The sequence below is a fragment of the Staphylococcus sp. MZ3 genome (assembly GCF_018622755.1).
GTDB classification, from domain to species: Bacteria; Bacillota; Bacilli; order Staphylococcales; family Staphylococcaceae; genus Staphylococcus; species Staphylococcus aureus.
The window spans coordinates 1,229,864-1,255,044 of the sequence record NZ_CP076026.1 but is presented as its reverse complement, the minus strand read 5'-3'; the positions used below and the strand labels follow the sequence as shown (position 1 = coordinate 1,255,044).

The following is a 25,181-nucleotide window of genomic DNA, read 5'->3' as shown; positions in this document are numbered from 1 at the left end:
CAATATATTTGTTTAATGATAAACTGAAAATGATCCAAAGTTTAAGTAACTATGATAAGGTATCTGTTCCACAGTCATCTTCGTCTTTACCTATCAAGAACCTCATTAACTTTAGTTTCAGTTAAACTTAATTTTAAATTTGAAAGTTGAGGATAATGTTGTGTTAAAAAAGTGGCTAAATTCAAACGTCAAACAATTCTTTGTTATAACTTTCATTAGTGTAATATTAACGCTTATTTTATTTTCTACTCATATCTATGATTATATTGTGAATGGTACTGTTTTTAGTGGGGCTGGAGATGGATTCCGTCAAATGATGCCATTTCAAATGTATTTGTATGAACATCTAAGTAGTTTTTCTAGTTTATATGATGCATCGTTTGGATTAGGTGGCGATTATATGAAAGGACTATCATATTATTATTCGCTGTCACCTTTAATGTGGCTAAATTTTCTATTCATTAAAATAGGAGAAACGGTTGGTATATTTAATCCGACAGCAATACATTTTTGGCCGACAAACCAACTTATTATGGCTATGATACGAGCTATCATAACATTTGTCGTGACCTTCTACTTATTTAAAATATTACACTTTAAACGCTCAACAAATATGATCGCTACGATTTTATACGGCATGTCAACTGTCGTTATATACTTTAATTTTACTTGGTCATTTTATGGAAATTTATTATATTTATTACCATTATCGATTCTTGGTTTGGAAAGATATTTTCAACAACGCAAAATCGGTATATTCATTGTTGCGATAGCCTTAACACTATTTAGCAATTTTTATTTCAGTTATTATCAAGCTATTATTATAGGTTGCTACTATTTATATCGACTCATTTTCACTTACAAATATGACATTGTCTCTAGAACACAAAAATTAATTTGCGTCATATCTGCTACAGTTTTGAGTGTGTTATCAAGTGTATTTGGTTTATTCACTGGCATTTCTGCGTTTTTGGAAAATGACAGAAAGCAAAATCCCAATGTTGATATACCGTTTTTGACACCACTTGATTATCATTATTTTTTCTTTAGCGATGGATTTTATATTACGATTTCAATTCTTACTATCGTTGCATTATTGTCATTCAAACTGTATCGTTTTTACTTTTATAGACTTTTCGCAATAGTAACATGGATATTATTTATAGGTTCATTATCACAGTATTTCGACAGTGCTTTTAATGGTTTTTCATTTCCAGAAAGGCGTTGGGTGTATATCTTAGCACTATCATCAAGCGCTCTTTGCGGATTGTTTATTCAACATTTATCAACATTAAATATGAAATATTATTTAATCAGAACAATACCCGTATGCATCATCGCATTACTTTATGTATTACTATCACCGACACACCCACTTGCACTTATAGTAGGTATTATCCTGCTAATGGTGCTTGCCGTTATTTTAAAATTTAGTTTATGGCGTTATAAAAAATTAACCGTTGCAATATTAGTATTAATCGTTATGATTCAACAAATCGTCATTTTAGATAACAACAAAAATATGGCAATCAAACCTTATCAACAATCAATATCAACGTTGAAACAACATGATTATCATAGTAACTATGTAAACCAGCTTATAAAAAAGATAAATGAAAATGCAACTGGTCCATTTAATCGCATTGATTATATGTCAGACTATGCATTAAATTCACCATTTATATATCATTATAATGGCATTTCATTATATTCTAGTATTTTTAATGGAGACATATTAAAATATTATGACAAGACACTCCAAATTAATATGCCAATCGATAAAAACAGCACTTATAGATTACTTGGCAATCGTCAAAATTTACTATCACTTTGGAATGTTAATGATCGAATTAGAGTGAATCATGATGACAACTTACCATATGGATTTAAAATTAAGTCTGAACACAAAGACAATAAAGTTCGTTGGATTCATTCTAAAAATACCATCCATTATCCAAGTGCACATATTACAAATAAGGTCTTTTCCAATAAAGAATTAAAATCTCCATTAGATAAAGAACAAGCAATGTTACAAGGGATTGTTTCTAACAATACTAAAGATGTTAATACACATTTTAAAGCCAATAAAAATTTACTATCAGATTCAACAATTAAATTAAATAGTGCAGCCTGGCAATCTCCTACAAAACATTTATTACAAGTTAAACAAAATAATGGTGGTCTAACTGTACAGTTGCCAAAATCAGTTTCTAATCAATTTAAAGATTTGTATTTTGAAATGGATTTAGAATTACTTTCGCCGGATAAAGCTCATGATGTTAAAGTGAATGAATATACACAAGAAAGAAATAAACTCACTTATAAATATCGACGCTTTGTAACACCCGTAACGATACGCATTAAAGCTTCAGATAGAATTAGATTATCATTGCCTAAAGGTAAGTATCGCGTAAATTTAAAAGGGATATACGGCGAAGATTATACCACGCTTAAAGACGCTTCAAATTCATTAGAGGCTGTCAAAGTTAGTAAGACAAAGCAAGGTTATACTATTACTAAAAATAAAAATTCATCTGGGTATATTGTTTTGCCAACAGCATATAATCAAGGTATGAAAGCGACATCAGGTGATCAAAGTCTTAAAGTTGAACAAGTAAATGGTATTATGACCGGCATTAAAGCACCTAAAAATATAACAAAGATTCAATTGAGCTATGCCCCACCATACTATTATTTACTTATAACAATTACTATATTTGGCATTATATGTAGTATTATTTTCACGAGATGGGCAAGACAAAAATAATGTTGCTACGCATATATTTAATAAATCTACTAAGTCCTTTTCAATGGCACTTAGTAGATTTTTGTTTATATAACCATTTTGAGCAAACACGTTATGAATAAAGAAGGGAAAAACAATTACATTATCAGCTTTACTTTACCTAAACAGCAAAAAAAGCCATCTATATCACTCCATAAAAGTGACCTAGATGGCTTTGTTGTTTGAGTCGAATATGACTCATACATAGCTTTGTTTAAATGCTGATTAACGAATTTCTTGGATTCTAGCAGCTTTACCACGTAAACTACGTAAGTAATATAATTTAGCACGACGTACTTTACCACGACGTTTAACTTCGATTTTTTCAATTTTTGGTGTGTGTAATGGGAATGTACGTTCCACGCCAACACCTGATGAAATTTTACGAACTGTAAACGTTTCAGAAACGCCACCGCCACGACGTTTAATTACAACACCTTCGAATACTTGGATACGCTCACGAGTACCCTCAATGATACGTACGTGTACACGTAAAGTATCACCAGGACGGAAACTTGGTAAGTCTGTACGCAATTGTGATTTAGTTACTGCTTCGATTAATTTGTGATTTGTCATTATAAATTCTCCTCTTCAACCTATGTTCTTGCCTCGACAAATATATAGCAGCGGATCATAGTGATTTTTGTGTTTCCACACTCAGAATATGTTAGCACAATACTAACCTTTTTTCAATCCTATTTTATATCTTTCTAATATTTGCTTATCTTCATTAGTTAATGGATATTTTTCAATTAAGTCAGGTCTTTTATTATATGTGCGGATCAACTTTTGCTCATGTCTCCATGCATCAATATTGGCATGATTTCCAGACAATAAAACATCTGGAACTGTTAGACCCTTAAATTCACGCGGACGTGTATATTGCGGAAACTCTAATAACCCATCTGAAAATGAATCGTCTTGATGTGACTGTTCATTACCTAAAACACCTGGAATCAGTCTAACAATAGCATCAGTCATTGTCATTGCCGGTAACTCACCGCCAGTTAACACATAGTCACCCATTGATATTTCATCTGTGACAAGATGTGTTCGGATACGTTCATCGTAACCTTCATAATGTCCGCATATGAAAACGATGTGGTCAGCCTTGCTTAATTCAACAGCTTTCTGATGTGAAAATGGCTCGCCTTGTGGACACATTAAAATAACGCGTGTTTGTTCTGTGACATCTAAGTCTTCCATCGCATTAAAAACAGGTTCAGGCTTTAACACCATACCTTGTCCGCCACCATACGGATAATCATCTACTTGGTTGTGCTTGTTAATTGCATAATCTCTAAAATTAACCGTATTGATTTGTAATTTATTGTTTTCTTGGGCACGTTTCATAATTGAATGATTTAAAACACCATCAAACATTTCAGGAAATAAAGTTAAATAATCAATTTTCATTAATCCAACAATCCTTCCATTGGCGTGATGATAATTTTTTTATTTTCAACATCCACTTCTTTTACAACATCAGCAATATAAGGAATCAAATATTCTTTAGATCCTTTAATCACCCACACATCATTCGCACCTGTTTCAAATATATTAATTACACGACCTATTGGTGTTTCTTGATCATCAAAAACTGTACATCCTATAATATCTGAATAATAAAATTCATTTTCCTCAAGTACGATATCTTCATGATCACGCTCTTGATAAATAGAACTCCCTTTTAAATGCTCAATATCATTAATATTATTAATACCTTCAAATGTAAGCATATGAAGCCCTTTATGCACTCTATGTGACTTAACAGTATATTCAAGGTCGTTATTGTTATGCACAACTGTCAGCACTTGACCGGGTTGAAAACGAACGTCTGTAAAGTCTGAATTGGATTTTACTTTAATTTCACCTTTAATACCATGTGTGTTAACAATTTGACCAACTTCAACTCTCATTCTATTACCTCCAACTCTATGCTTTGAACACTTCTATTTTAATTGAAAATAATTCAAAGAAAAAGGGCACCATTATGGTACCCAATACGTTCTATATTACTAACATGTGATATTCCCAACGTATCATTGAGTAATAACTGTCAGTGTAAACGAGTTATTCTTATTGTTAGAACAATTTTACGCTAAATTACTTAGCTTTCTTTTGTTCGTCAAATTTTTTCATAATACCTTCTTTTGATAAGATATTGTGAACTGTATCAGTTGGTTTCGCACCATCATTTAACCATTTTAAAGCTAACGCTTCGTCAACTTTAATTTCTGGAGCATTAGCGCTCGTTGGGTTATAAGTACCGATTTGTTCGATGATACGTCCGTCACGTGGAGAACGAGCATCTGCTACTACGATACGATAGAATGGATTTCTTTTTGAACCTAAACGTGTTAAACGAATTTTAACTGCCATTTATAAAATCTCCTTTAAGTCATGTTTTAATTTTTATTTTCTACAAGAAATAATATTAACAGGTGTATGAATGTTTGTAAAGAGTTTTTTCTTTACCAGGAAAATTATTGAACCTTTTTCTTACAATAATAACTATGTGATTACTAAATTAGACTGTTAATAGGTTATAAAAATTCATAGTAGCCTTCACCACCTACGTGTTAAGTTAATTTATCTCGTAAGGACATGAATGGTACCACTTCTAACGCACATGTTCCACCAATATAACTTATTAATATTAGCAACAATAACCTCATGTTCTAGCAAATCCGCAATTTCAGTTTTTAATTATTATTGTGTATCTAAAAATATGCACCCCATAAAGTTATATTCTTTAGTATAACTTTCGGGATGCACATCTCATTGCAACAAAAATCAGCGTGTTATATTAAACATTAAAACGGTAAATTCATACCTTTTAACATATTTTGCATTTGATTGCGTTTACCTTTTTTACCTTTACCGCCACCAGTGAATTGTTTCATCATTTTCTTCATATCGTTAAATTGTTTCATCAAACGATTGACTTCTTGTAATGAACGACCAGACCCTTTAGCAATACGCTTTTTACGTGATACATTCAATGTGTCTGGATTGTTTCTTTCAGCCGGCGTCATTGACTGGATAATCGCTTTAATATGATCAATTTGCTTTTCACTCATATTAAGCTTATCTAGCCCTTTCATTTTATTCATACCTGGAATCATTTTCATAATATCATCCAGTGGTCCTAGATTTTTCACCTGATCAAGTTGTTCTAAAAAATCATCTAAAGTAAACGATGACTCACGCATCTTTTTCTCTAAATCTTTTGCTTTTTCTTGATCCACATCTTGTTGCGCTTTTTCAATTAAACTTAACACATCACCCATACCTAAAATACGTGATGCCATACGTTCAGGATGGAATAGCTCTAAACCATCTAACTTTTCACTCATACCAACAAATTTAATTGGTTTTTGTGTCACCGAACGAATAGATAAAGCTGCACCACCACGTGTATCACCATCTAATTTAGTTAAGGTAACACCTGTGACATCAAGTTGATCGTCAAAAGATTCTGCAACATTGACAGCATCTTGACCCGTCATTGAATCGACAACTAACATAATTTCGTTTGGTTTAGCAATTTCTTTTACTTCTTTTAATTCGTTCATCAATGCTTCATCGATGTGTAATCGACCTGCTGTATCAATGATTACAAAGTCTAAATGTTCTTCTTTAGCATGTTTTAATGCATTAGTTACAATTTGTTGTGGCTTTACTTGATCTCCTTCACTGTATACAGGAATATCAATTTGTTTCCCTACTGTTTGTAATTGATTTATCGCTGCTGGACGATAAATATCTGCTGCAACTAACATAGGTTTTTTGTTGTATTTTTTACGCATCAATAATGCTAATTTACCTGCAGTTGTTGTTTTACCAGCACCTTGTAAACCAACCATCATAACAACAGTAGGTGGTTTATTTGACATATTAATCGACGTATTTTCTCCACCCATCAACTGCGTTAATTCATCTTGAACTATTTTAATAACTTGTTGCCCTGGTGTTAATGATTGCATTACATCGGAACCTAATGCGCGTTCTGATACTGTTTTAATAAATTCTTTTACCACTTTAAAGTTTACGTCAGCCTCAAGTAACGCTAATCTTACTTCACGCATCATTATCTTTATATCAGCTTCAGTAAGTTTACCCTTACCACGCATTTTTTGCATCGTCGCTTGCAGGCGTTCTGATAAGCCTTCAAATGCCATATCGATGTCCTCCCTCAATTTATATCTATTCTAAGTCTTCTAATTGTTGAATATAACGTTGTATTTGTTCTGGATTACTTAAATGTTGTTTCATTTCATCATATATTTCTCGGCGTTGCTCAAATTTCTGGTATAATTCCAATTTCTTTTCATAATCTTCAACTAAATCGCCAGTTCTTCTTATATTATCATAAACTGCTTGTCTACTCACATTAAAAGTATCTGCGATTTCACTTAAAGAATAATCTTCGAGATAAAATAATTCCAAATAATTACGTTGTTTATTCGTCAATAAGGATTGATAAAAATCAAACAAATAATTCATTCGTAACGTTTTAACTAAATCATTTTGACCCATGATTATCGTCCTTTTCTTCTGTTACAATTTGATCATTTTCAACTGTTGTTATTTCTTCATTTTGTTCAATCATATCAGCGAATAAGCCGTAGACATAACTTTCAGGGTTAAATGGTTGTAAGTCATCTAATTGCTCACCTAAACCTACATATTTAACTGGAATGTGCAATTCATTACGAATGGCTAATACGATACCACCTTTGGCTGTACCATCTAATTTCGTTAATACAATACCTGTAACATTTGTTACTTCTTTAAAGTTTCTAGCTTGTGACAACGCATTCTGACCAGTTGTAGCATCTAAACATAGTAATGCTTCATGAGGCGCATCTGGCACTGCTCGATTAATTACACGCTTAACTTTTTCTAATTCTTGCATTAGATTTGTTTTATTTTGTAAACGTCCAGCGGTATCACAGATTAAAATATCAACACCTTTGTTTTTAGCGGCATTAATCGCATCATACATAACAGCAGCTGGATCAGAACCTTCACTTTGGCTAATTACATCTACACCAACACGTTCGCCCCAAACTTTCAATTGATCAATAGCACCCGCTCTAAAAGTATCGCCCGCAGCTAACATTACTTTTTTACCTTCCATTTTATATCGGTAAGCTAATTTTCCAATTGTTGTTGTTTTACCAACACCATTCACACCAACCATTAAAATGACATTCAAACGACCATCTTCTAAGTTCATAGCTTCTGAATTATCATCTTCTTGATGGTAAATCTCTACGATTTTTTCAACAATGACTTCACGCAAATCTTCAGTATCTTGAATATTACGTCGTTGTGCTTCCATACGTAATTCTTCAGTTAACGTCATCACTGTATTAAAACCGACGTCTGCAGTGATTAACATTTCTTCTAAAGCTTCAAAAAAGTCTTCATCTACTTTACGATATCTCGCTATCAAATTATTTAATTGTTCTTGGAAATTTTGACGAGATTTTTCGAGTCCTGCTTTAAATTTAGCCCCCATTTTTTGAGCTTCAATTTCTTCAAAATCTTCAATTGATATTAAGCCATCGTCATCAAAATCCGCTTCACTCAACTTGCGTGGCTTCTTTTTCACTTCAGCATTTTCTGCTAAATCATTTACGTCCTGCGTTGAACCTTCAGAATGTGTATCTTCTAATTTGTCTTGACCTTGTTCTTCTGTTAAGGATTTAACTTCTTCATTTTCTTTATTTGTTGCAAACTTATCTTTTAAGCGTTTAAAAAAGCTCATTATTGCTCCTCCTTCAACACATCATCTATTGTATTTAAATTCACACTCACAAGTTTAGTAACACCTGATTCTTGCATTGTTACGCCGTATAACCTATCTGCAAATTCCATTGTTCCTTTACGGTGTGTAATAACAATGAATTGTGTTTCGTCTGATAACTCATTTAAATATTTTGCGTATCTAATAACATTTGCTTCATCTAGTGCAGCTTCAACCTCATCTAATATAACAAAAGGTGCAGATCTTACTTTTAAAATTGCAAATAGTAAAGCAATAGCAGTTAATGCACGCTCACCACCACTCAGTAACGATAAATGTTGCAACTTTTTACCCGGTGGTTGTACCACAATATCAATACCAGCTGTTAAATAATCGGCTTCAGTTAATTGCAATTCTGCATCGCCTCCACCAAACAATTGTTTGAACACAGCTGTAAAATGTCCTTGAATAGCATGGAAAGTTTCTTTAAATCTTTCAGTAACCTCTTGATCCATTTCACTTATAATTTGCTCTAATGTTTCTTTAGCTTTACGAAGATCTGTACGTTGTTCACTTAAAAATGTATAACGTTCATTTAACTCTTCAAATTGTTCAATTGCATTTAAGTTTACAGGACCTAGTTCATCAATCGACATCTTCATTAACTTAACTTTTTTACGTAATGCGTCAATCGATTCATCACTCGTATATTCAGATTTCGCACGTTCAACAGTCAATTGATATTCATCATTTAAATGATCTATCGCATGATGAATTAATACATCTAGCTTTGATTGTTCAGCTTTAATATCTTGGTAGTGATTTTCGATAGCTAAAATATCTTGGTGACAAACTTGTAGTTTAGCTTCTTGCGCATCGATTTGTTCATTCAACTCAATACGTTGTTGTTTCAATTTATCTAATTCATCAGATAAGCGTGTTCTCGTTTCTTGTTGACCATTAATTTGATCTTTAATATTTTGAAAAGCTTGTTCGCCCATCACTTCATCCGAATTAAAGAATGCAATTTTTTCTTTAACATCTTTTAATTGATGTTTAGTTTGTTGATTTTGATTATTTAATCGATCTATTGTCTGTTGTTGTGTTTTAATACGCTCTTTAACCACAGCAAGATCAGATTGTTTCTGATGTAAGGTTTGTTGTGTTTTAGTAACGCTTTCCTTACCTTCTTTAGAAAGTTTTGTGTAGCGTTCAATTTCATCTTCTAGTCGTTTTAAAGATGCTTTAATACTTTCTAGATAAGTTTCTTTTTCACTCAAAGTTTGTCGACTTTTGTCACTCGTATAACCATCATTTTTTTCAAATTCGAATTCTTCATGATCATTTTTTATTTGTGTTTCTTGTGTAGTTAATCTATCGAGCTCCATTTCAAAATGATGCACTTGCTCTTTAAGTGTATTATGCTTTTGACTTTTTTCAAAATACAGTTCACTTAATTGATCACTTTTTATCTTCAACTCTTTAAATTGTTGTTCAAATGATTCTGTTTGACGCAAGTAATCTTCTAATTGGTGTCTCATTGTTGTCAACTCGTCTTTTTGAGACAGAATACTTTTTGACTTACGAGCGCCACCACCAGTCATAGAACCACCAGGATTTACAATATCACCTTCCAAAGTAACAATACGAGTTCGATATTTAATCGCACGTGCCAATTCATTTGCATGCTTTAAATGATCAACGATAATCGTATTACCTAATAAATTCCCGATAATATTTTGATATTCTGGTGCTACTTTAACTGCTTCCGAAGCAATACTAATAAATCCGTTTGCCTCTTTAGCAATAGATTTAATATCAGTCGCTACCACTCTACTCTGTATAACATTTAATGGTAAAAACGTCGCACGACCTAAATTACGTTCTTTTAAAAATTGAATAGCCTGGCGTCCATCTTTTTCTGAATCTACAATGACATGTTGTAATGAAGCACCTAATGCTGTTTCAATTGCCTGAGTTAATTTAGATGGCACATCAATAATTTCCGCAACTGCACCATGAATACCCTTTAATTCTTTATTTTTAGCTTTCAAAATATGTTTGACGCCATTGAAAAAATAAGTGTATTCTTCCTCTTGCGTTGCCAAACTATCAATACGTGTTTTCATTTTTTCGGTATATCGATATGCTTGATACAATTTCTCTTCGTATTCATTTTGTGCTTTTTTTGTATCAGTGAGATCTTTTTCTATATTTTTAATTTCTTTATCTACAGTAGAAAGTTCTTTGTTGGTCTGTTGATATTCTTTTTTAGTCGTTTTTATTTGACCCTGAATATCTTTCAATTGCTCAAAAACTTCAACTAACCGAGAATCTAGTCTTGATTTTTTAGCCTCATTCTCTTCTATAGTATGCTTTAAAAAACGAATATCATTGTTAACATCTGATTGCTCTGACATTAATGTATAGTATTCGTTTTTAATTTCTTCCAATTTTTCATCATGTGCTTCGTCTGAAACATATAGTTGTTCTTCAAGTTCACGAATGACAGCATTGAGTTCTTTTTGTTTACTTTTCAGAGACTTATAAGTATCTTGAGCTTCAGAAATCTCATTTGATATATTTTCTAAAAGCTCCATTAAATTTTCTTGTTCTTCTTCATATCGTGCATTTGTTTCAGATTGATTTTTCTTACGTTCTTCTAAAACATTTAATTGTCCCGTATATTTTTCAAAGGCTTCCGTAGCTTTTACTAATTGATAATTAAGCGATTCAACATCATTATCAAGTTGATGACGTTTACCTTTATATTGTTGAATTTGTTGGCTTAAACGTTGCTTGTCAGCTTCTTTATTTGCTTGTTGACCTTGTAAATCATTTAAACGTTGATCTAATTGTCTATTGTCATTTGTATATTGATCAATATCGTGCACTGTAACTACAATGTCACTATGTTTCATTTGATGTGAAAGTGTCTTATATTCTTTAACTATAGCTGCCTCCTCTTTTAGAGGTTCTACGCGACCTTCCAAATCATATAAAATGTCTTCTACTCTCGTTAAATTATCTTCTGTTTGGTCAAGTTTATTTAATGATTCAGCCTTACGTTTTTTATATTTAAGTACACCAGCCGATTCTTCAATAATTTGACGTCTATCAATTGGTTTAGCATTTAGTATTTCATCAACTCTACCTTGCGAGATAATGCTATACGCTTCTTTTCCCAATCCAGAATCTAAAAATAAATCGGCAATATCTTTTAATCTTGCACGGTCATTATTTATGTAGTACTCACTTTCACCACTTCGATACAATCTTCTTGTTACAATAACTTCGTTTTCATCAACACTGAGCTTTTTAGAATGATTATCTAATCTTAACTGTACTTCAGCATAATTTTGAGCTTTGCGATGTTCTGCACCTGAGAAGATAATATCTTCCATTTTTGAGCCACGTAATGATTTAGCCGATTGTTCACCCAACACCCATTTAATAGCATCTGTAATATTACTTTTACCGCTTCCATTTGGACCAACAATTGCAGTTACACCTTTATCGAATTGAACATTGGTTTGATCTGCAAAAGACTTAAATCCAATGGCATCTATTGATTTTAAATAAACCATCCTAAACTCCTTATCACAATTTTAAAGAACACATGTATACGATATTTTAGTATTTGTATATTTAATTTCGAAGTTGTTCCATAAAATATTAAAAATTCTTCCTTAAATCCTAAATCGAACACCTATATGTCGTATCATATAAATTTCTATTTAATTTGTTTTAATTGCTTATAGGCACTTTCAGCAGCACGTTGTTCTGATTCTTTTTTCGTTTTCCCTTTACCTTCAGCTATTGCTTCCCCTTGCAGAATAACTTCTGAAGTGAATAGACGATGATGTGCCGGTCCCTCTTCTTTTATTAAATTATAGGTTACATCACCTTTATTTTGCTGGTGCACATATTCTTGGAATTGTGTTTTAAAATCTACCACGCCTAATAACTCATTTTGTTCTACATGTGGGAAAATAACTTTCTCAGCAAATTTCCAAACTATATCTAGTCCTTGATCCAAATACAATGCCCCAATAAATGCTTCGAATGCATCTGATATTAATGATGGTCTTGTACGTCCCCCTGTTTTCTCTTCACCTTTACCAAGTAAAATCATTTCGTTCAATCCAATTTTATTCGCAAATATTACAAGTGAGGGCTCACATACAATAGTGGCACGCATTTTTGTTAAATTCCCTTCTGGCAAGTTGGGATGTTTATCAAATAAATATCGTGAAACCGTCAATTCTAATACCGCATCACCCAAAAACTCTAAACGCTCATTATGGTCTAAACGATTCATATTAAAATCATTAATAAAACTCGAATGCGAAAATGCTTGTTGGTATAAATCAATATTTTGATAAGTAAAGCCTAACTCTGTCATTTTAGTATCAAAGCGCTTTCTAAAACGATTAACTATCTCACTTTTCTTTTGTTTAGACATTATTTTATCTCCTTTATGTGTTGCTCTTGAATCATCTTTAATTTTACGTTAAAACTATTGATAATTAAAGAAAAAAACTGAGTCGACAATACTGACGACCCAGATGTAAGATTTATTATTTTTCAAGACTGTTAATAAATTTAACAGCATCACCAACAGTGTTGATTTTTTCAGCTTCTTCATCAGGAATTTCAGTACCAAACTCGTCTTCTAATTCCATTACTAATTCAGCGATATCAAGTGAGTCAGCGCCTAAATCATCTTTGAAAGATGCATCTTCAGTTACTTTATCAGCGTCTACACCTAAACGGTCAACGATGATATCTTTTACTTTATCGAAATTTTCCACGTCGATTCACCTCCTTTAAAAATGCCTATACATAGACTACTATATTTTCCCATTTTAAATTCTAAAAAACAAGTAGAAATTTTAGAAACACTTATCAATTTATTGATTAGTGTTTCTTAGGGAGAAATTCTCGAACCTTATCTAGGTTGCTTAGAATTTCCCCCGCAAAGTTGACTAGGTCAGGCAATTCTCCATTGGATGACCAGTCAACCACTGCGTCAATTAGCTTTAGCTCAGGCGTTCCTCTATCCCAGTTATCAATTTATTGATTACTGCGTCTTTATCTTGAGCTTTAGCTCAAGCGTTCCTCTAATCTTCTTATCAATTTATTGATTAGTGTTTCTTAGGGAGAAATTCTCGAACCTTATCTAGGTTGCTTAGAATTTCCCCCGCAAAGTTGACTAGGTCAGGCAATTCTCCATTGGATGACCAGTCAACCACTGCGTCAATGAGCTTTAGCTCAGGCGTTCCTCTATCCCAGTTATCAATTTATTGATTACTGCGTCTTTATCTTGAGCTTTAGCTCAAGCGTTCCTCTAATCTTCTTATCAATTTATTGATTAGTGTTTCTTAGGGAGAAATTCTCGAACCTTATCTAGGTTGCTTAGAATTCCCCCCGCAAAGTTGACTAGGTCAGGCAATTCTCCATTGGATGACCAGTCAACCACTGTGTCAATGAGCTTTAGCTCAGGCGTTCCGCTTATCAGTTATCAATTTATTGATTACTACGTCTTTATCTTGAGCTTTAGCTCAAATATATTACATGTACATTCCACCATTTACATGGATTGTTTGACCTGTAATATATTTTGCTTTGTCTGATGCTAAGAACGCTACTGTATTAGCAATATCTGTGTCTTGACCAAAACGTGCTAACGGAATTTGAGTTAACATTTGTTCTTTAAGCTCATCACTTAAAGCATCTGTCATATCAGAAACAATAAAACCAGGTGCAACTGCATTTACAGTGATACCACGAGATGCTAATTCACGCGCCGCAGATTTAGTTAAACCAATAACACCTGCTTTTGTTGCAACATAGTTTGCTTGTCCCGGATTACCTACTGCTCCAACAACACTTGATAAATTGATGATAGCACCACTACGTTGTCTTAACATTTGTGGTGTTGCTTTTTGGATACAGTTAAATACACCTTTTAAGTTTGTGTCAATAACATCATCCCACTCTTGTTCTTTCATACGCATTAATAAATTATCGCGAGTAATACCTGCATTATTTACTAAAACATCTAAAGAACCAAATTGGCTAACTACTTCTTTAATCATTGCTTTAACTTCATCAGCATCGGCAACATTTGCTTGAATCGCAAAACTGTCAACACCTTTAGCTTTGATTTCTTCGACTACTGCTTCAGCTTTCTCTTTGCTGCCTGCATAGTTTACTGCTACATTAAATCCTTCTTCTGCTAATTGTAACGCAATACTACGTCCAATTCCTCTTGATGCACCTGTTACTAAAGCACTCTTAGTCATTTTCATTCCATCCTTTCACATCTTCTAAAGTTTGAATTGATGTTAACTTAACATCTCTATTTATTTTTTTAATTAAGCCAGATAAAACTTTTCCAGGACCAATTTCAATAAAATGATCAACACCTTGGTCTATTAGCCATTCTGTTGAGTTAATGAATTGTACTGGTGAATATAATTGCTTGACCATATTAGATTTAATTACTTCTTTGTCAGTTTCACCTTGCGCATTTACATTTTGAACTACAGGAAACTTAGCATCACGCCATTCAAATTGATTAATGTAACTTGAAAAATCTTCTTCAATCACTTTCATTAGCGATGAATGGAATGGTCCAGATACTGCTAAAGGCATGACACGTTTTGCACCTAATGATTTACCTTTTTCTACTAGCTCATCAATTAAAGCTTTGTGACCTGAAACAACAATTTGACCTGGGCAATTAATGTTTGCTGGTTCAATTATTTTGTCATCAGATGATAATGACTTACAAATTTCATCGACTTTATCAAAATCTAATCCCAATACTGCAGCCATGCTTCCTACACCAGTAGGAAATGCTTGCGCCATTAATTGACCACGTTTTCTAACAATTTTAACTGCATCTTCAAATGATAATACGTCAGCTGCAACTAAACTTGAATATTCACCTAAACTATGCCCCATAGTAAAATCAGGATTCAAATTTTTTAGCGCTGCTAATAATGCCGAACTATGCGTCAATAAAGCTGGTTGCGTGTTTTCAGTTTCACCCAATTTACCTTCTTCATCAGTAAACATTGTCTCTAAAATATCAAAGTCTAACGTGTTTGCTGCTGAAGTTAAAATTTCAGTTGCTTGATCATTGTTGTTAAACAAATCTTGTGCCATACCAACTTTTTGGGCACCTTGTCCCGGAAAAATAATTGCTGTTTTACTCATTTGATTCACCTACAGTCTCTTTCATTGTTTGTACAATATTTTGTTCTCCTGCGATTTTCGCTTGTCTAATTGCAGAATAAAAAGCTTTAGCATTTGAACTACCGTGTGCTTTAACTACAGTACCTTCCAATCCTAATAATACGGAACCACCGTATTCTGAGTAATCCATCTTTTTAGCGAATTCAGCTAAATCTTTCTTCAATATTGCACCTGCTAATTTATTTTTAGTACTACTCATAATCGTATCTTTTAACATTTTACCGATTGATTTTGCAGTACCTTCTAAATTTTTAAGGACCATGTTCCCAGTATAGCCATCGGTAACTACAACATCTGTATCGCCATCCATTAATGTCTTCGCTTCAACATTCCCAACAAAATTCAATGAATGATCTTGATTTAATAACTCATATGATTTTTTCGTTAAACTATTACCTTTAGCTGGCTCGGTACCTATATTTAATAATGAGATTTTCGGATTATCAATACCTCTGATTTTTTGAGCATAAATATCCCCTAGTTGCGCATACTGTAATAAGTGTTCAGGTTTAGCATCAGCATTTGCACCAACGTCTAAAAAGACAAAACCTTTTCCATCAATCGTTGGCAATGTTACTACTAAAGCCGGTCTAGCTACACCTTTAATACGTCCAACAATGAATAAACCAGCTGACATTAAAGCACCAGTATTACCTGCTGACACACATCCATCTGCTTCACCAGATTTCACAGCTTCAGCCATTTTTACCATTGAGCTATCTTTTTTACGTTTAATCGCTCTAACAGGCTCATCTTCCATTTCAATCTTTTCAGAACAATGTCTAAATTCGATTCGTTCATGGTTCAGATTATACTTTTTTTCGTCACCGAAAAGTATAATTTCTAGATCTTTAAAGTCTTCAACAGCCTTTTGTACGGCTTCTAATACGATATCAGGCGCATTGTCGCCACCCATCATATCAATTGCTAATTTAACCATAATTTTATCCTCGCTTATCATAAAACATTTTAAAATTTCCTTTGAAAACTAATGTATGTTTAACATATGACTTTACTTCGACGTAATAATGTTTTGCAGTTTGATTTACAACTCGTGCTTCTGCTCTTACCGTATCATTTAATTTTACTTTTTCAATAAATTGAATGCTACTCTCATGAGTTAAAACTGTTGGTTGCTTAATTAGCGCAACACATAACGAATTTGCCTGAGCAAACAGCACATGACCACGCGCAATTCCAGTTTTATGAAAAACAGAATCCGATGTAATATCTAAAATTGATTGCGCTTTAACATTTGGATTGACTTGAATCAAATCACCAATAAATTCTTGTTCTTCAATAGAACTTATTTGGTCATAATTCTTTTCAGCAACTAATTTAATACGCTTCCTTAATTCTGGTATGTTTAAATAAGTGCGATCTAAACGAATTGTTTGTATACTCACTTGAAATAAGTCGCTTAGTTCATGGTCTGTGATGAAGGGATTGCTATCAATTTGTTGTCTGATTGCTTCTCTACGTTTATCTTTCTTTAGTTTCAACGTCTCACCCCTCATTTTTTAGTACCTAGTCTTAAACATTCCTCACATATCATAACACTTTCTATTTAACCGACTCAACAAATAACTGTATTATTTAGCTATTATTTAGTCGAAAATTTATAAATTGTTAAAATACCACTTTACATTTAAATAGTTCAAGTGTCATATCACTCAATTAACGAAGTGTTGCACTCAAATTGACAAATCAGCATGGTAATTAGTCAAAACTACGATGTAATAAATTTTCTTCAACAAAATGACGTAAATGTTGATACGTATTTTCAAAGAATACGCCAGATTGAATAAGTTCAGCTGCTTCATCACGAGCAACTTCTAACATACGATAATCTTCAACTAAATTGGCAACTAAGAAATCTGGCAATCCACTTTGTTTAACACCAAAGAAATCGCCAGGACCACGCATTTCTAAGTCTCGTTCACTCAATTCAAATCCATCCGTTGTTTGTGTCATAATTGTCATTCTTTCAATTCCTGTTTCTGTTTTAGGGGATGCAATTAAAACACAGTAACTTTGCTGGTCACTTCTACCTACACGACCGCGTAACTGATGTAAAGTTGATAATCCAAAGCGATCCGCATCATAAATCATCATAAAAGTTGCATTCGGTACATTAACACCTACTTCAACAACAGTAGTAGAAACTAAAACATCTATCTCATGATTGCTAAACTTTTGCATGACCTCATCTTTTTCATCGGCAGACAACTTACCATGCAATAACCCTACACGGGAAACACCATAATACTGTTGTAAAGACTCGTACAATGCGACAACATTTTGAACATCTTCGAGATGCTCAGAACTTTCTATTAGCGGGCAAATGACATATGCTTGACGACCTTTTTTCAACTCTGAGGTCATTTGCATCAAAACTTTATCGTATTGCTCATGCTTTGCCCAAGTAGTAATGATAGGTTTACGACCTTTTGGTAATTGTTTAATTGAAGACACATCCATCTCACCAAAAACTGATATTGCTAGTGTTCTTGGTATCGGAGTTGCTGTCATAAATAACACATTCGTCATTGCACCTTTTTCTCTTAAAAGCTGGCGTTGATTCACACCAAATCGATGTTGTTCATCTGTAATTACTAAACCAACATTATGGAAAATCACATCATCTTGAATCAAAGCATGGGTTCCAATTAAACAATCAATCGTACCATTTTCAAGTTGTTCTAAAAGTATCTTTCGTTTCTTACCTTTTACTGACCCAGTTAACAATGCAACGTTCATAGAATCTCCAAATAAAGCCATTAAACTTTCAGCATGTTGCTCTGCTAAAATTTCAGTTGGTACCATCAATGCTGATTGATAACCAGCCGTTTTTAACGCATACATACAAATTGCAGCAACTACTGTTTTTCCTGAACCTACATCACCTTGAAGTAATCGATGCATACGTATTGGTGCTTTTAAATCTCTAAAAATTTCATTAACACTGGATTTCTGTGCTTCAGTTAGTTCAAAAGGTAAACGATCAATAAATGATTTAACTTGGTCTAAGTCATAATCAATTTCAATTGCTTCGTCAGATGACTTTTCTAATCTATTTAGCCATTGCATACGTAATTCGAATAAAAACAGTTCAGTAAATGCATAGGTTCTACGAGCACGTAATAAATCCTCTTTACTTTTAGGATGATGTAATGTGTTCAAAGTAAAGTCCAAGGTCTCTAATTTATATTTTTCTCTTAGTTCATCAGTTAACCATTCATGAATTGTCACATCATTTAACGCTTGTCTAATTTGGTCTCGTATTTGCTTTTGTTTAATACCTTCCTTAATACGATAGACTGGTTCTAATTGAACATCTGCGTTTTCTTGAGTTTGTGTCCCTTGTGAATTAAAGAAAACCCTATTACCAGTAATTTCCTGTTTAACTCTATTCCACTTACCTTTAACAGTTATAGTTTGATTTAATTCGATTTTCTTTTTTAAATACGGTTGATTGAAAAAAATACATTTGACAGCAATATTATTTACCATTAAATGAACGGTTAATTTTGATTTATTTCTTCCAAAAAATGCAACTACTGGAGCTGTATATACTTGTCCTTCTATCGTAACGTTAGATTGATCTTCTGCTTGATTCAAATCAATCACTGTATTATCTTCATATCTAGTTGGCAAATAAAGAACAAGATCTTCCACTGTATGAATATTTAGTTGTTGCAATACTTCTATTTTCTTAGGACCTATACCTTTTAATTGTAAAAGAGAATATGGACTTTCTATTAAGTTTACTTTAGCCAAAATAAATCACCTATGTTTTATTTGATTTTACGTATCATTTAGTATGTTATTTATTTTATCATGACTAAGTTGAACATGACATTGTTAGCAACTCGAGAACGATACTTTTAACCCGCAATAACACTAAAATAGCAAAATAAAAAACTACCAACTGATGATTTATCATTGGTAGTTTTTTATTTTAAATTTTTATTCTACTGAAAAGAAATATTGATAAATTGGTTGTCCACCTTCATGAACTTCCACTTCTACATCTGGATATTGCTCTTCGATCCAGTTTATCATGTTATCTGTAACTGCTTGCTCTGCATCTTGACCAATAATCACAGTCAATATTTCACTATCTTCTGCTAACATCTCATTTAACAACTCAGTAACCGTTGTTAATTGATCACTTTGGCTGCTTACAATCTTATCTTCAATCAAGCCCATAAACGCGTCTTTTTTAATCTCAACGCCATCAATTTTCGTATCACGAACAGCGTACGTTAATGAACCAGATTTAACGTTATTTACTGAATCAGCCATTTGCGCTTTATTTTCGTCAAGTGTTGCGTCCACATCATATTGGAATAGTGCGCTTATACCTTGAGGAATAGATTTCGTTGGAATAACAACAGCTTCTGCATCAACAATACTCGCTGCTTGTTCACTTGCCATTAAAATATTTTTATTATTCGGTAAAATAATTGCACGTTTACATTTTGATTGTTCAATGACTTTAACGATATCTTCTGTAGAAGGATTCATCGTTTGTCCACCACTAATGATATGTGTGGCACCCATTGATTTGAATATCTCTGAAATACCTTCACCCATAGAAATAGTAATAATTGCTGTTTCAACCGTTTCCATTTTCGGTTTAGCTGTGTGCTGTTCTTTTCGAATCACTTCACGGTGCTGTTCTCTCATATTTTCAACCTTAAGTTTAATTAATTCACCATATTGTTGACCATAATTAAACACTTTACCTGGGTATTCGGTATGCACGTGAACTTTCACAATTTCTTCATCATTAATGACTAATAAAGAATCACCAAATTGACTCATATCTTGCCTGAATTCTTGTTCATCAAAGGCTTTTTTATTCTTTCCAAAACGAACCATCATTTCAGTACAATAGCCATAAATAATATCTTCAGTATTAATTACACCATGGAAATCATGTTCATCATGTACAAATTCATCTTTATCTATCTTTGCAACTTTAGCTTCAACTTTTTCACCTTTAAGCGCTTTTAAGAATCCTTCGTAAACGCATAACAAACCTTTACCGCCACTATCAACAACACCAACTTCTTTAAGTACAGCTAATAAGTTTGGTGTGTTTTCAAGTGATTCATTGGCTTTTACAATAATGTACTCCATTAATTCTATACAATCTTCAGTATTATTTGCTTTTTCTATTGCAGCTTGCGCAGCATCTTTTGCAACTGTAAGTATTGTACCTTCAACTGGTTTCATAACAGCTTTATATGCCGTTTCAACACCAGCTTGAAAACTTTCAGCTAACAATTTTGAATTAATTTCAGATTCACTTTCAATATTTTTACAAAATCCTCTGAATAATTGTGACAAGATGACACCAGAGTTACCTCTTGCACCCATTAGTAAACCTTTCGAGAATGTTTTACCTAATTCGCCGATATTTTTCGACAAATTATTCTCTACTTCTTCGCGACCTGAAGTCATAGTAAGATTCATATTTGTTCCTGTATCACCATCTGGCACTGGATACACATTCAAAGAATCTACCAAATCTGCATTGTTAGATAAATTTTGTGCCCCTTGTATAATCATATCGGCAAATAATTTACCATTAATTTTGCTAATCATTTCAAGTTGTCCTCCTAAGCTTTCTTGCCTGTATTATTCACACGTACACCTTGTACATATATATTGATTGAATTTACTGATACATTAAGTGATTTTTCCAAAGTATATTTCACTGTTGATTGTACATTATTGGCAACTTCAGATATTTTCACACCGTAACTTACAATAATGTACATATCTATATCCACTACGCCATTATTTTCAGTTACTTTGATGCCTTTAGCATAATTTTCATGTCCTAGTATTTCCGCAATACCATCTCTAACTTGTTGTCTAGATGCCATACCTACAATACCATAACATTCAACGGCCTTTCCACCTACAACCGAAGCAATCACTTCGTTTGAAATATCAATTTTACCGTAATCATTTGAAATCTCTAATGTCATATCTTTGTCCCTCCTAAATTTCAAAGTTTATTATTCGTTTTCCCTAATCACTTTTAAAATTTTACCACTTAGTGTAGTCATAAACGCTTTAAGTTTCATTGATTATTTTTATAAAATATCAATGGTACAACTTATCAGAATGACTTACGCTTAAATCACCTATTATATTTTGAGTAAACTGAATTTACACTCATGACGATTATCTATAGGCGTTTTCTTTTAATAGATGTAGTATCATTAAATAAAAATTTTAAATGTTTCATTCACTTATTTCTCTAAAATATCATACTACATAACTTCACAGTCTACAATTATATCACAAAACTCAGTATTTTTGACTTTTATGTGAAAATTATTCATTGTTTTTCAAATGAAACTATGCTATCTTAATTAAGTATATAAGTAGTTATGTGTATTTATATTTATTAAAGGAGGTACTCATATGGGTAAACAATGTTTCGTAACAGGTCGTAAAGCTTCGACTGGTAACAGACGTTCACACGCTTTAAACTCTACTAAACGTAGATGGAACGCTAACCTTCAAAAAGTTAGAATCCTAGTTGACGGTAAACCTAAAAAAGTTTGGGTTTCTGCACGTGCTTTAAAATCTGGTAAAGTAACTAGAGTTTAATAAATATATTGCACATAAAAAATGTGACCTTATGTGGAGGACACATTTACTTAAGAACTAAGAGCTCAACCTCTTAGTTCTTTTTTTGTTACCAAACAATACATAACGGTTCATAGTGAAATTCGAACTATCAATATAATTTGGTTAATACGTTTAATAATGGTTCTCTGTCAAATTGGACTTATGGGTTCAATATCGATTTTGGCACATAAATCAATGTACTAGGACCTACATTTTTCCTTTCAATAATAAATCACGCCATAATCTTCATTAATTACAGCGTGATTCATCTATTATAATGCTATAAATTCTATCTATAAACGTCACTTTATTAAATAACTCATGCACTTTATTAAAAATCCTCACAAATTTGAATATACTTAATTTAAATCTGTACTTCTAATTTGCAAAATCAACCCATCATGTACAGTTACTTTCGCTTGCAAAGACTCAATTTCATTTGAAATAGTTAAAGTAGAACCTATATTAAGCATTTGTCTAGCTAAATTATATTTAAAACCTGCTAGAGAAAGTTCTACATCATCAGTCATCGGTATAAATGAAATGTACGGATAACTCTTATCTTTTTCAACTGTATGTTGACCTTTAGGCAATAATTCAATTTTATTTTGTTGATCGATAACTTCTATATGAACATCATGTTTATAATATGCTTTTTTCAATAATAACTGAATTGCCCCAAAAAAGTGATCTAATCGTCCGCCTGTTGCACCATAAATTGTAATACTATCAAATCCAAGTGCAACAGCTTTATCAACCGCTAAAGCTAAATCCGTATCAGCTTTTTCAGCTTGAACTGGTTTGATTTGTAACTGTTCTGTTAGAAGTTGGCGTTCTTCTTTACTGACTGAATCAAAGTCTCCCACTGAGAAAAAAGGGATAATTTGATGCTTCAATAAAATCAAAGCACCTCTATCAACGCCGCCCCATTTACCTTCATTACTTTTGGCCCAAATATCTTGCGGCAAGTGTCGATTAGAACATAATAAATTTATATGCATATACACTCAACCTTTCAATGCTTGTGTGACTTTTTTATAATCTTCTTGTTTAAAGAAAAATGAACCTGTTACTAGCATTGTAGCACCATTTTCAACACAAACTTTCGCTGTATCGGTATTTACGCCTCCATCAACTTCAATATCAAAGTTTAATTGACGTTCCATTTTAATAGCATTAAGACCCGCTATTTTTTCTACGCATTGATCAATAAATGATTGACCACCAAACCCTGGGTTAACTGTCATCACTAGTACATAATCAACAATGTCTAAAATAGGTTCAATTTGTGATATTGGTGTACCAGGATTAATTACTACACCAGCTTTTTTATCTAAATGTTTAATCATTTGAATAGCACGATGAATATGAGGCGTTGATTCGACATGAATTGAAATCATATCGGCACCATGTTCTGCAAATGATGCAATATACTTTTCTGGATTTTCAATCATCAAATGTACGTCTATAGGTAATGTTGTGCCTTTTCTTACTGCATCTAATATTGGTAAACCAATAGATATATTAGGCACAAATTGACCATCCATAACATCAAAATGAACTCCGTCGACACCTGCTTCTTCAAGTCGTTTTAATTCATGTTGTAAATCCAAAAAATCAACAGATAATAATGATGGATATAGTTTTGTCATTTAATATCTAACCTTTCTATTTGAAATTTCATTAAATAGTTGTAAATAATGGTCGTATCTAAATTGCGCAATATTCCCTATCTCTAATTGATGCTTAACATTACAATTAGGTTCTTTGATATGATTACAATTCCTAAACTTACATGTTTCACCATATCGATTTAATTCAAGAAAATAATCTTTTATTTCATCTTTATCTATATGATCAAAATCTAAAGCACTGAATCCAGGTGTGTCTGCAATATAACCGTTTTGACGTTCGAATAGTTCGACATGTCTTGTAGTATGCTTTCCTCGATTTAATGATTTTGATATATCATTTGTCTCAAGATTAAGTTCTGGACGATAATGATTTAAGAAAGTGGACTTACCGACACCTGATTGACCACTAAGTACTATAAGTCCAGCTGGCCAAGCTTCTACAATTTTTTTTCGATCATCATCATTTCCAATAAATTCAGTCTCATAGCCAATATTTTCATATATTTTCAACAACTCATTAATTTCGAACTGCTTTTCAATTGGTGTTTTATCTTTTTTAGTCACCAAAACTCTCGCATTTAACTGATACGAATGTGCAATAACTAAAAATCGATCTAATAATTGCGTTGAAAAATTTGGCTCGACAGCACTCATTACAATTACTAGTGTATCTATATTACTTACAGGTGGTCTTTTCAACTCATTTTTCCGCTCAAACACTTGATGAATATAACCTTCGTTAATGTTTTGAACTTCAAATTCCACTATATCACCAACTACCGGTGAAAATTTTTTCTTTCTAAATAATCCTCGTGGTTTTGTATTGAAACGTTCGCCATTAACGTCTACTTGATATACCCCACTAATTGATTTCACTATTCGACCTGTCTTCAAAATGGCACCTCTCGATTAATTTTACTGCATTTATTATATCAAAGACTGGAAAATTAATATATAAATGATCATTTCAAATGATATAAATATTGTGAGAGTGATACAGAATTGATAGACAATGCTCACCTGTATATGATGACATGAAGCATTTTAAAACTACCGCAATCTCAACATAAAAATACCGAGA

General features: G+C 32.7%; 22 protein-coding genes. 2 read left to right on the top strand and 20 right to left on the bottom strand.

Translation table 11 applies throughout. The annotated features are described in order from the left end of the window. Positions 1–160: 160 nt before the first annotated feature. Complete coding sequence (gene yfhO, locus KI230_RS06110) at positions 161–2,767, top strand: lipoteichoic acid-specific glycosyltransferase YfhO (RefSeq protein WP_000915232.1); 2,607 nt, start codon at positions 161–163, stop codon at positions 2,765–2,767. 243 nt (positions 2,768–3,010) lie between these two features. Here the strand turns inward: yfhO and rplS are convergent, their stop codons facing one another. From rplS to KI230_RS06025, 17 genes are all read right to left on the bottom strand, one after another. After that, entirely contained in the window at positions 3,011–3,361 is a 351-nt protein-coding gene (gene rplS, locus KI230_RS06105; protein WP_000181404.1) for a 50S ribosomal protein L19, read from the bottom strand. Positions 3,362–3,463: 102 nt separating this feature from the next. Continuing rightward, positions 3,464–4,201, bottom strand: coding sequence for a tRNA (guanosine(37)-N1)-methyltransferase TrmD (gene trmD, locus KI230_RS06100; RefSeq protein ID WP_000687330.1), 738 nt, complete (start codon positions 4,199–4,201; stop codon positions 3,464–3,466). Beyond that, complete coding sequence (rimM, locus tag KI230_RS06095; protein ID WP_001261987.1) at positions 4,201–4,704, bottom strand: ribosome maturation factor RimM; 504 nt, start codon at positions 4,702–4,704, stop codon at positions 4,201–4,203. The genes trmD and rimM overlap by 1 nt, the downstream gene beginning before the upstream one ends. Before the next feature lie 187 nt (positions 4,705–4,891). Beyond that, positions 4,892–5,167 (bottom strand): 30S ribosomal protein S16, encoded by a 276-nt coding sequence (rpsP, locus tag KI230_RS06090; protein WP_000268754.1) that lies wholly within the window; start codon positions 5,165–5,167, stop codon positions 4,892–4,894. Between the two features lie 434 nt (positions 5,168–5,601). Next, the gene (gene ffh, locus KI230_RS06085) at positions 5,602–6,969 is read right to left on the bottom strand and encodes a signal recognition particle protein (RefSeq protein ID WP_000863481.1); all 1,368 of its coding nucleotides are present in this window, start codon (positions 6,967–6,969) and stop codon (positions 5,602–5,604) included. Positions 6,970–6,994: 25 nt separating this feature from the next. Next, the gene (locus KI230_RS06080) at positions 6,995–7,327 is read right to left on the bottom strand and encodes a putative DNA-binding protein (protein ID WP_000531320.1); all 333 of its coding nucleotides are present in this window, start codon (positions 7,325–7,327) and stop codon (positions 6,995–6,997) included. Next, positions 7,314–8,564: a signal recognition particle-docking protein FtsY gene (gene ftsY / locus KI230_RS06075; RefSeq protein WP_000007687.1), complete on the bottom strand. Its 1,251-nt coding sequence runs from the start codon at positions 8,562–8,564 to the stop codon at positions 7,314–7,316. The genes KI230_RS06080 and ftsY overlap by 14 nt, the downstream gene beginning before the upstream one ends. Continuing rightward, positions 8,564–12,130: a chromosome segregation protein SMC gene (gene smc / locus KI230_RS06070; RefSeq protein ID WP_138277893.1), complete on the bottom strand. Its 3,567-nt coding sequence runs from the start codon at positions 12,128–12,130 to the stop codon at positions 8,564–8,566. The genes ftsY and smc overlap by 1 nt, the downstream gene beginning before the upstream one ends. 146 nt (positions 12,131–12,276) lie before the next feature. Further along, entirely contained in the window at positions 12,277–13,008 is a 732-nt protein-coding gene (rnc, locus tag KI230_RS06065; RefSeq protein WP_000043237.1) for a ribonuclease III, read from the bottom strand. 115 nt (positions 13,009–13,123) lie between these two features. Continuing rightward, positions 13,124–13,357 carry an acyl carrier protein gene (locus KI230_RS06060; protein ID WP_000426914.1) on the bottom strand — a complete coding sequence of 78 codons (234 nt, stop codon included), beginning with the start codon at positions 13,355–13,357 and terminating at the stop codon, positions 13,124–13,126. Between the two features lie 759 nt (positions 13,358–14,116). Then, positions 14,117–14,851 carry a 3-oxoacyl-[acyl-carrier-protein] reductase gene (gene fabG, locus KI230_RS06055; protein ID WP_000167263.1) on the bottom strand — a complete coding sequence of 245 codons (735 nt, stop codon included), beginning with the start codon at positions 14,849–14,851 and terminating at the stop codon, positions 14,117–14,119. Beyond that, positions 14,844–15,770, bottom strand: a complete 927-nt coding sequence (gene fabD, locus KI230_RS06050) for an ACP S-malonyltransferase (protein WP_000047348.1) — start codon at positions 15,768–15,770, stop codon at positions 14,844–14,846. Before fabD ends, fabG begins: the two co-directional genes overlap by 8 nt. Next, positions 15,763–16,749: a phosphate acyltransferase PlsX gene (gene plsX, locus KI230_RS06045; protein WP_000239749.1), complete on the bottom strand. Its 987-nt coding sequence runs from the start codon at positions 16,747–16,749 to the stop codon at positions 15,763–15,765. The genes fabD and plsX overlap by 8 nt, the downstream gene beginning before the upstream one ends. Before the next feature lie 4 nt (positions 16,750–16,753). Further along, positions 16,754–17,326 (bottom strand): transcription factor FapR, encoded by a 573-nt coding sequence (gene fapR / locus KI230_RS06040; protein ID WP_001548538.1) that lies wholly within the window; start codon positions 17,324–17,326, stop codon positions 16,754–16,756. A 202-nt stretch (positions 17,327–17,528) separates the two neighbouring features. Beyond that, on the bottom strand, positions 17,529–19,589 hold the full coding sequence (gene recG / locus KI230_RS06035; protein ID WP_001151509.1) for an ATP-dependent DNA helicase RecG: 2,061 nt from the start codon (positions 19,587–19,589) through the stop codon (positions 17,529–17,531). Between the two features lie 189 nt (positions 19,590–19,778). Then, a complete protein-coding gene (gene fakA / locus KI230_RS06030) occupies positions 19,779–21,425 on the bottom strand; it encodes a fatty acid kinase catalytic subunit FakA (RefSeq protein ID WP_000623902.1) in 1,647 nt (548 codons plus the stop codon). A 14-nt stretch (positions 21,426–21,439) separates the two neighbouring features. Beyond that, positions 21,440–21,814, bottom strand: coding sequence for an Asp23/Gls24 family envelope stress response protein (locus KI230_RS06025; RefSeq protein ID WP_000171418.1), 375 nt, complete (start codon positions 21,812–21,814; stop codon positions 21,440–21,442). Positions 21,815–22,256: 442 nt separating this feature from the next. On the opposite strand from KI230_RS06025, the gene rpmB reads away from it, so the two are divergent. Beyond that, complete coding sequence (gene rpmB / locus KI230_RS06020; protein ID WP_000517908.1) at positions 22,257–22,445, top strand: 50S ribosomal protein L28; 189 nt, start codon at positions 22,257–22,259, stop codon at positions 22,443–22,445. 380 nt (positions 22,446–22,825) lie between these two features. Here the strand turns inward: rpmB and KI230_RS06015 are convergent, their stop codons facing one another. Genes KI230_RS06015 through rsgA form a run of 3 tightly spaced genes read right to left on the bottom strand, consistent with a single transcriptional unit; the run spans position 22,826 to position 24,994 of the window. Next, the gene (locus tag KI230_RS06015) at positions 22,826–23,467 is read right to left on the bottom strand and encodes a thiamine diphosphokinase (protein ID WP_000547910.1); all 642 of its coding nucleotides are present in this window, start codon (positions 23,465–23,467) and stop codon (positions 22,826–22,828) included. Positions 23,468–23,473: 6 nt separating this feature from the next. Further along, positions 23,474–24,118, bottom strand: a complete 645-nt coding sequence (gene rpe, locus KI230_RS06010) for a ribulose-phosphate 3-epimerase (RefSeq protein ID WP_000164332.1) — start codon at positions 24,116–24,118, stop codon at positions 23,474–23,476. Beyond that, positions 24,119–24,994, bottom strand: a complete 876-nt coding sequence (rsgA, locus tag KI230_RS06005) for a ribosome small subunit-dependent GTPase A (RefSeq protein WP_000847936.1) — start codon at positions 24,992–24,994, stop codon at positions 24,119–24,121. Positions 24,995–25,181: the final 187 nt, after the last annotated feature.

Bases quoted from the DNA above. Each gene is read 5' to 3' on its own strand.
- trmD (WP_000687330.1), bottom strand. From the start codon at position 4,201: ATGAAAATTGATTATTTAACTTTATTTCCTGAAATGTTTGATGGTGTT.
- rpmB (WP_000517908.1), top strand. From the start codon at position 22,257: ATGGGTAAACAATGTTTCGTAACAGGTCGTAAAGCTTCGACTGGTAAC.
- KI230_RS06015 (WP_000547910.1), bottom strand. From the start codon at position 23,467: ATGCATATAAATTTATTATGTTCTAATCGACACTTGCCGCAAGATATT.
- ffh (WP_000863481.1), bottom strand. From the start codon at position 6,969: ATGGCATTTGAAGGCTTATCAGAACGCCTGCAAGCGACGATGCAAAAA.
- smc (WP_138277893.1), bottom strand. From the start codon at position 12,130: ATGGTTTATTTAAAATCAATAGATGCCATTGGATTTAAGTCTTTTGCA.
- fabG (WP_000167263.1), bottom strand. From the start codon at position 14,851: ATGACTAAGAGTGCTTTAGTAACAGGTGCATCAAGAGGAATTGGACGT.
- plsX (WP_000239749.1), bottom strand. From the start codon at position 16,749: ATGGTTAAATTAGCAATTGATATGATGGGTGGCGACAATGCGCCTGAT.
- KI230_RS06025 (WP_000171418.1), bottom strand. From the start codon at position 21,814: ATGACATTAGAGATTTCAAATGATTACGGTAAAATTGATATTTCAAAC.
- fakA (WP_000623902.1), bottom strand. From the start codon at position 21,425: ATGATTAGCAAAATTAATGGTAAATTATTTGCCGATATGATTATACAA.
- rplS (WP_000181404.1), bottom strand. From the start codon at position 3,361: ATGACAAATCACAAATTAATCGAAGCAGTAACTAAATCACAATTGCGT.
- ftsY (WP_000007687.1), bottom strand. From the start codon at position 8,564: ATGAGCTTTTTTAAACGCTTAAAAGATAAGTTTGCAACAAATAAAGAA.
- KI230_RS06080 (WP_000531320.1), bottom strand. From the start codon at position 7,327: ATGGGTCAAAATGATTTAGTTAAAACGTTACGAATGAATTATTTGTTT.
- rpe (WP_000164332.1), bottom strand. From the start codon at position 24,118: ATGACAAAACTATATCCATCATTATTATCTGTTGATTTTTTGGATTTA.
- fapR (WP_001548538.1), bottom strand. From the start codon at position 17,326: ATGAGGGGTGAGACGTTGAAACTAAAGAAAGATAAACGTAGAGAAGCA.
- rpsP (WP_000268754.1), bottom strand. From the start codon at position 5,167: ATGGCAGTTAAAATTCGTTTAACACGTTTAGGTTCAAAAAGAAATCCA.
- rimM (WP_001261987.1), bottom strand. From the start codon at position 4,704: ATGAGAGTTGAAGTTGGTCAAATTGTTAACACACATGGTATTAAAGGT.
- fabD (WP_000047348.1), bottom strand. From the start codon at position 15,770: ATGAGTAAAACAGCAATTATTTTTCCGGGACAAGGTGCCCAAAAAGTT.
- rnc (WP_000043237.1), bottom strand. From the start codon at position 13,008: ATGTCTAAACAAAAGAAAAGTGAGATAGTTAATCGTTTTAGAAAGCGC.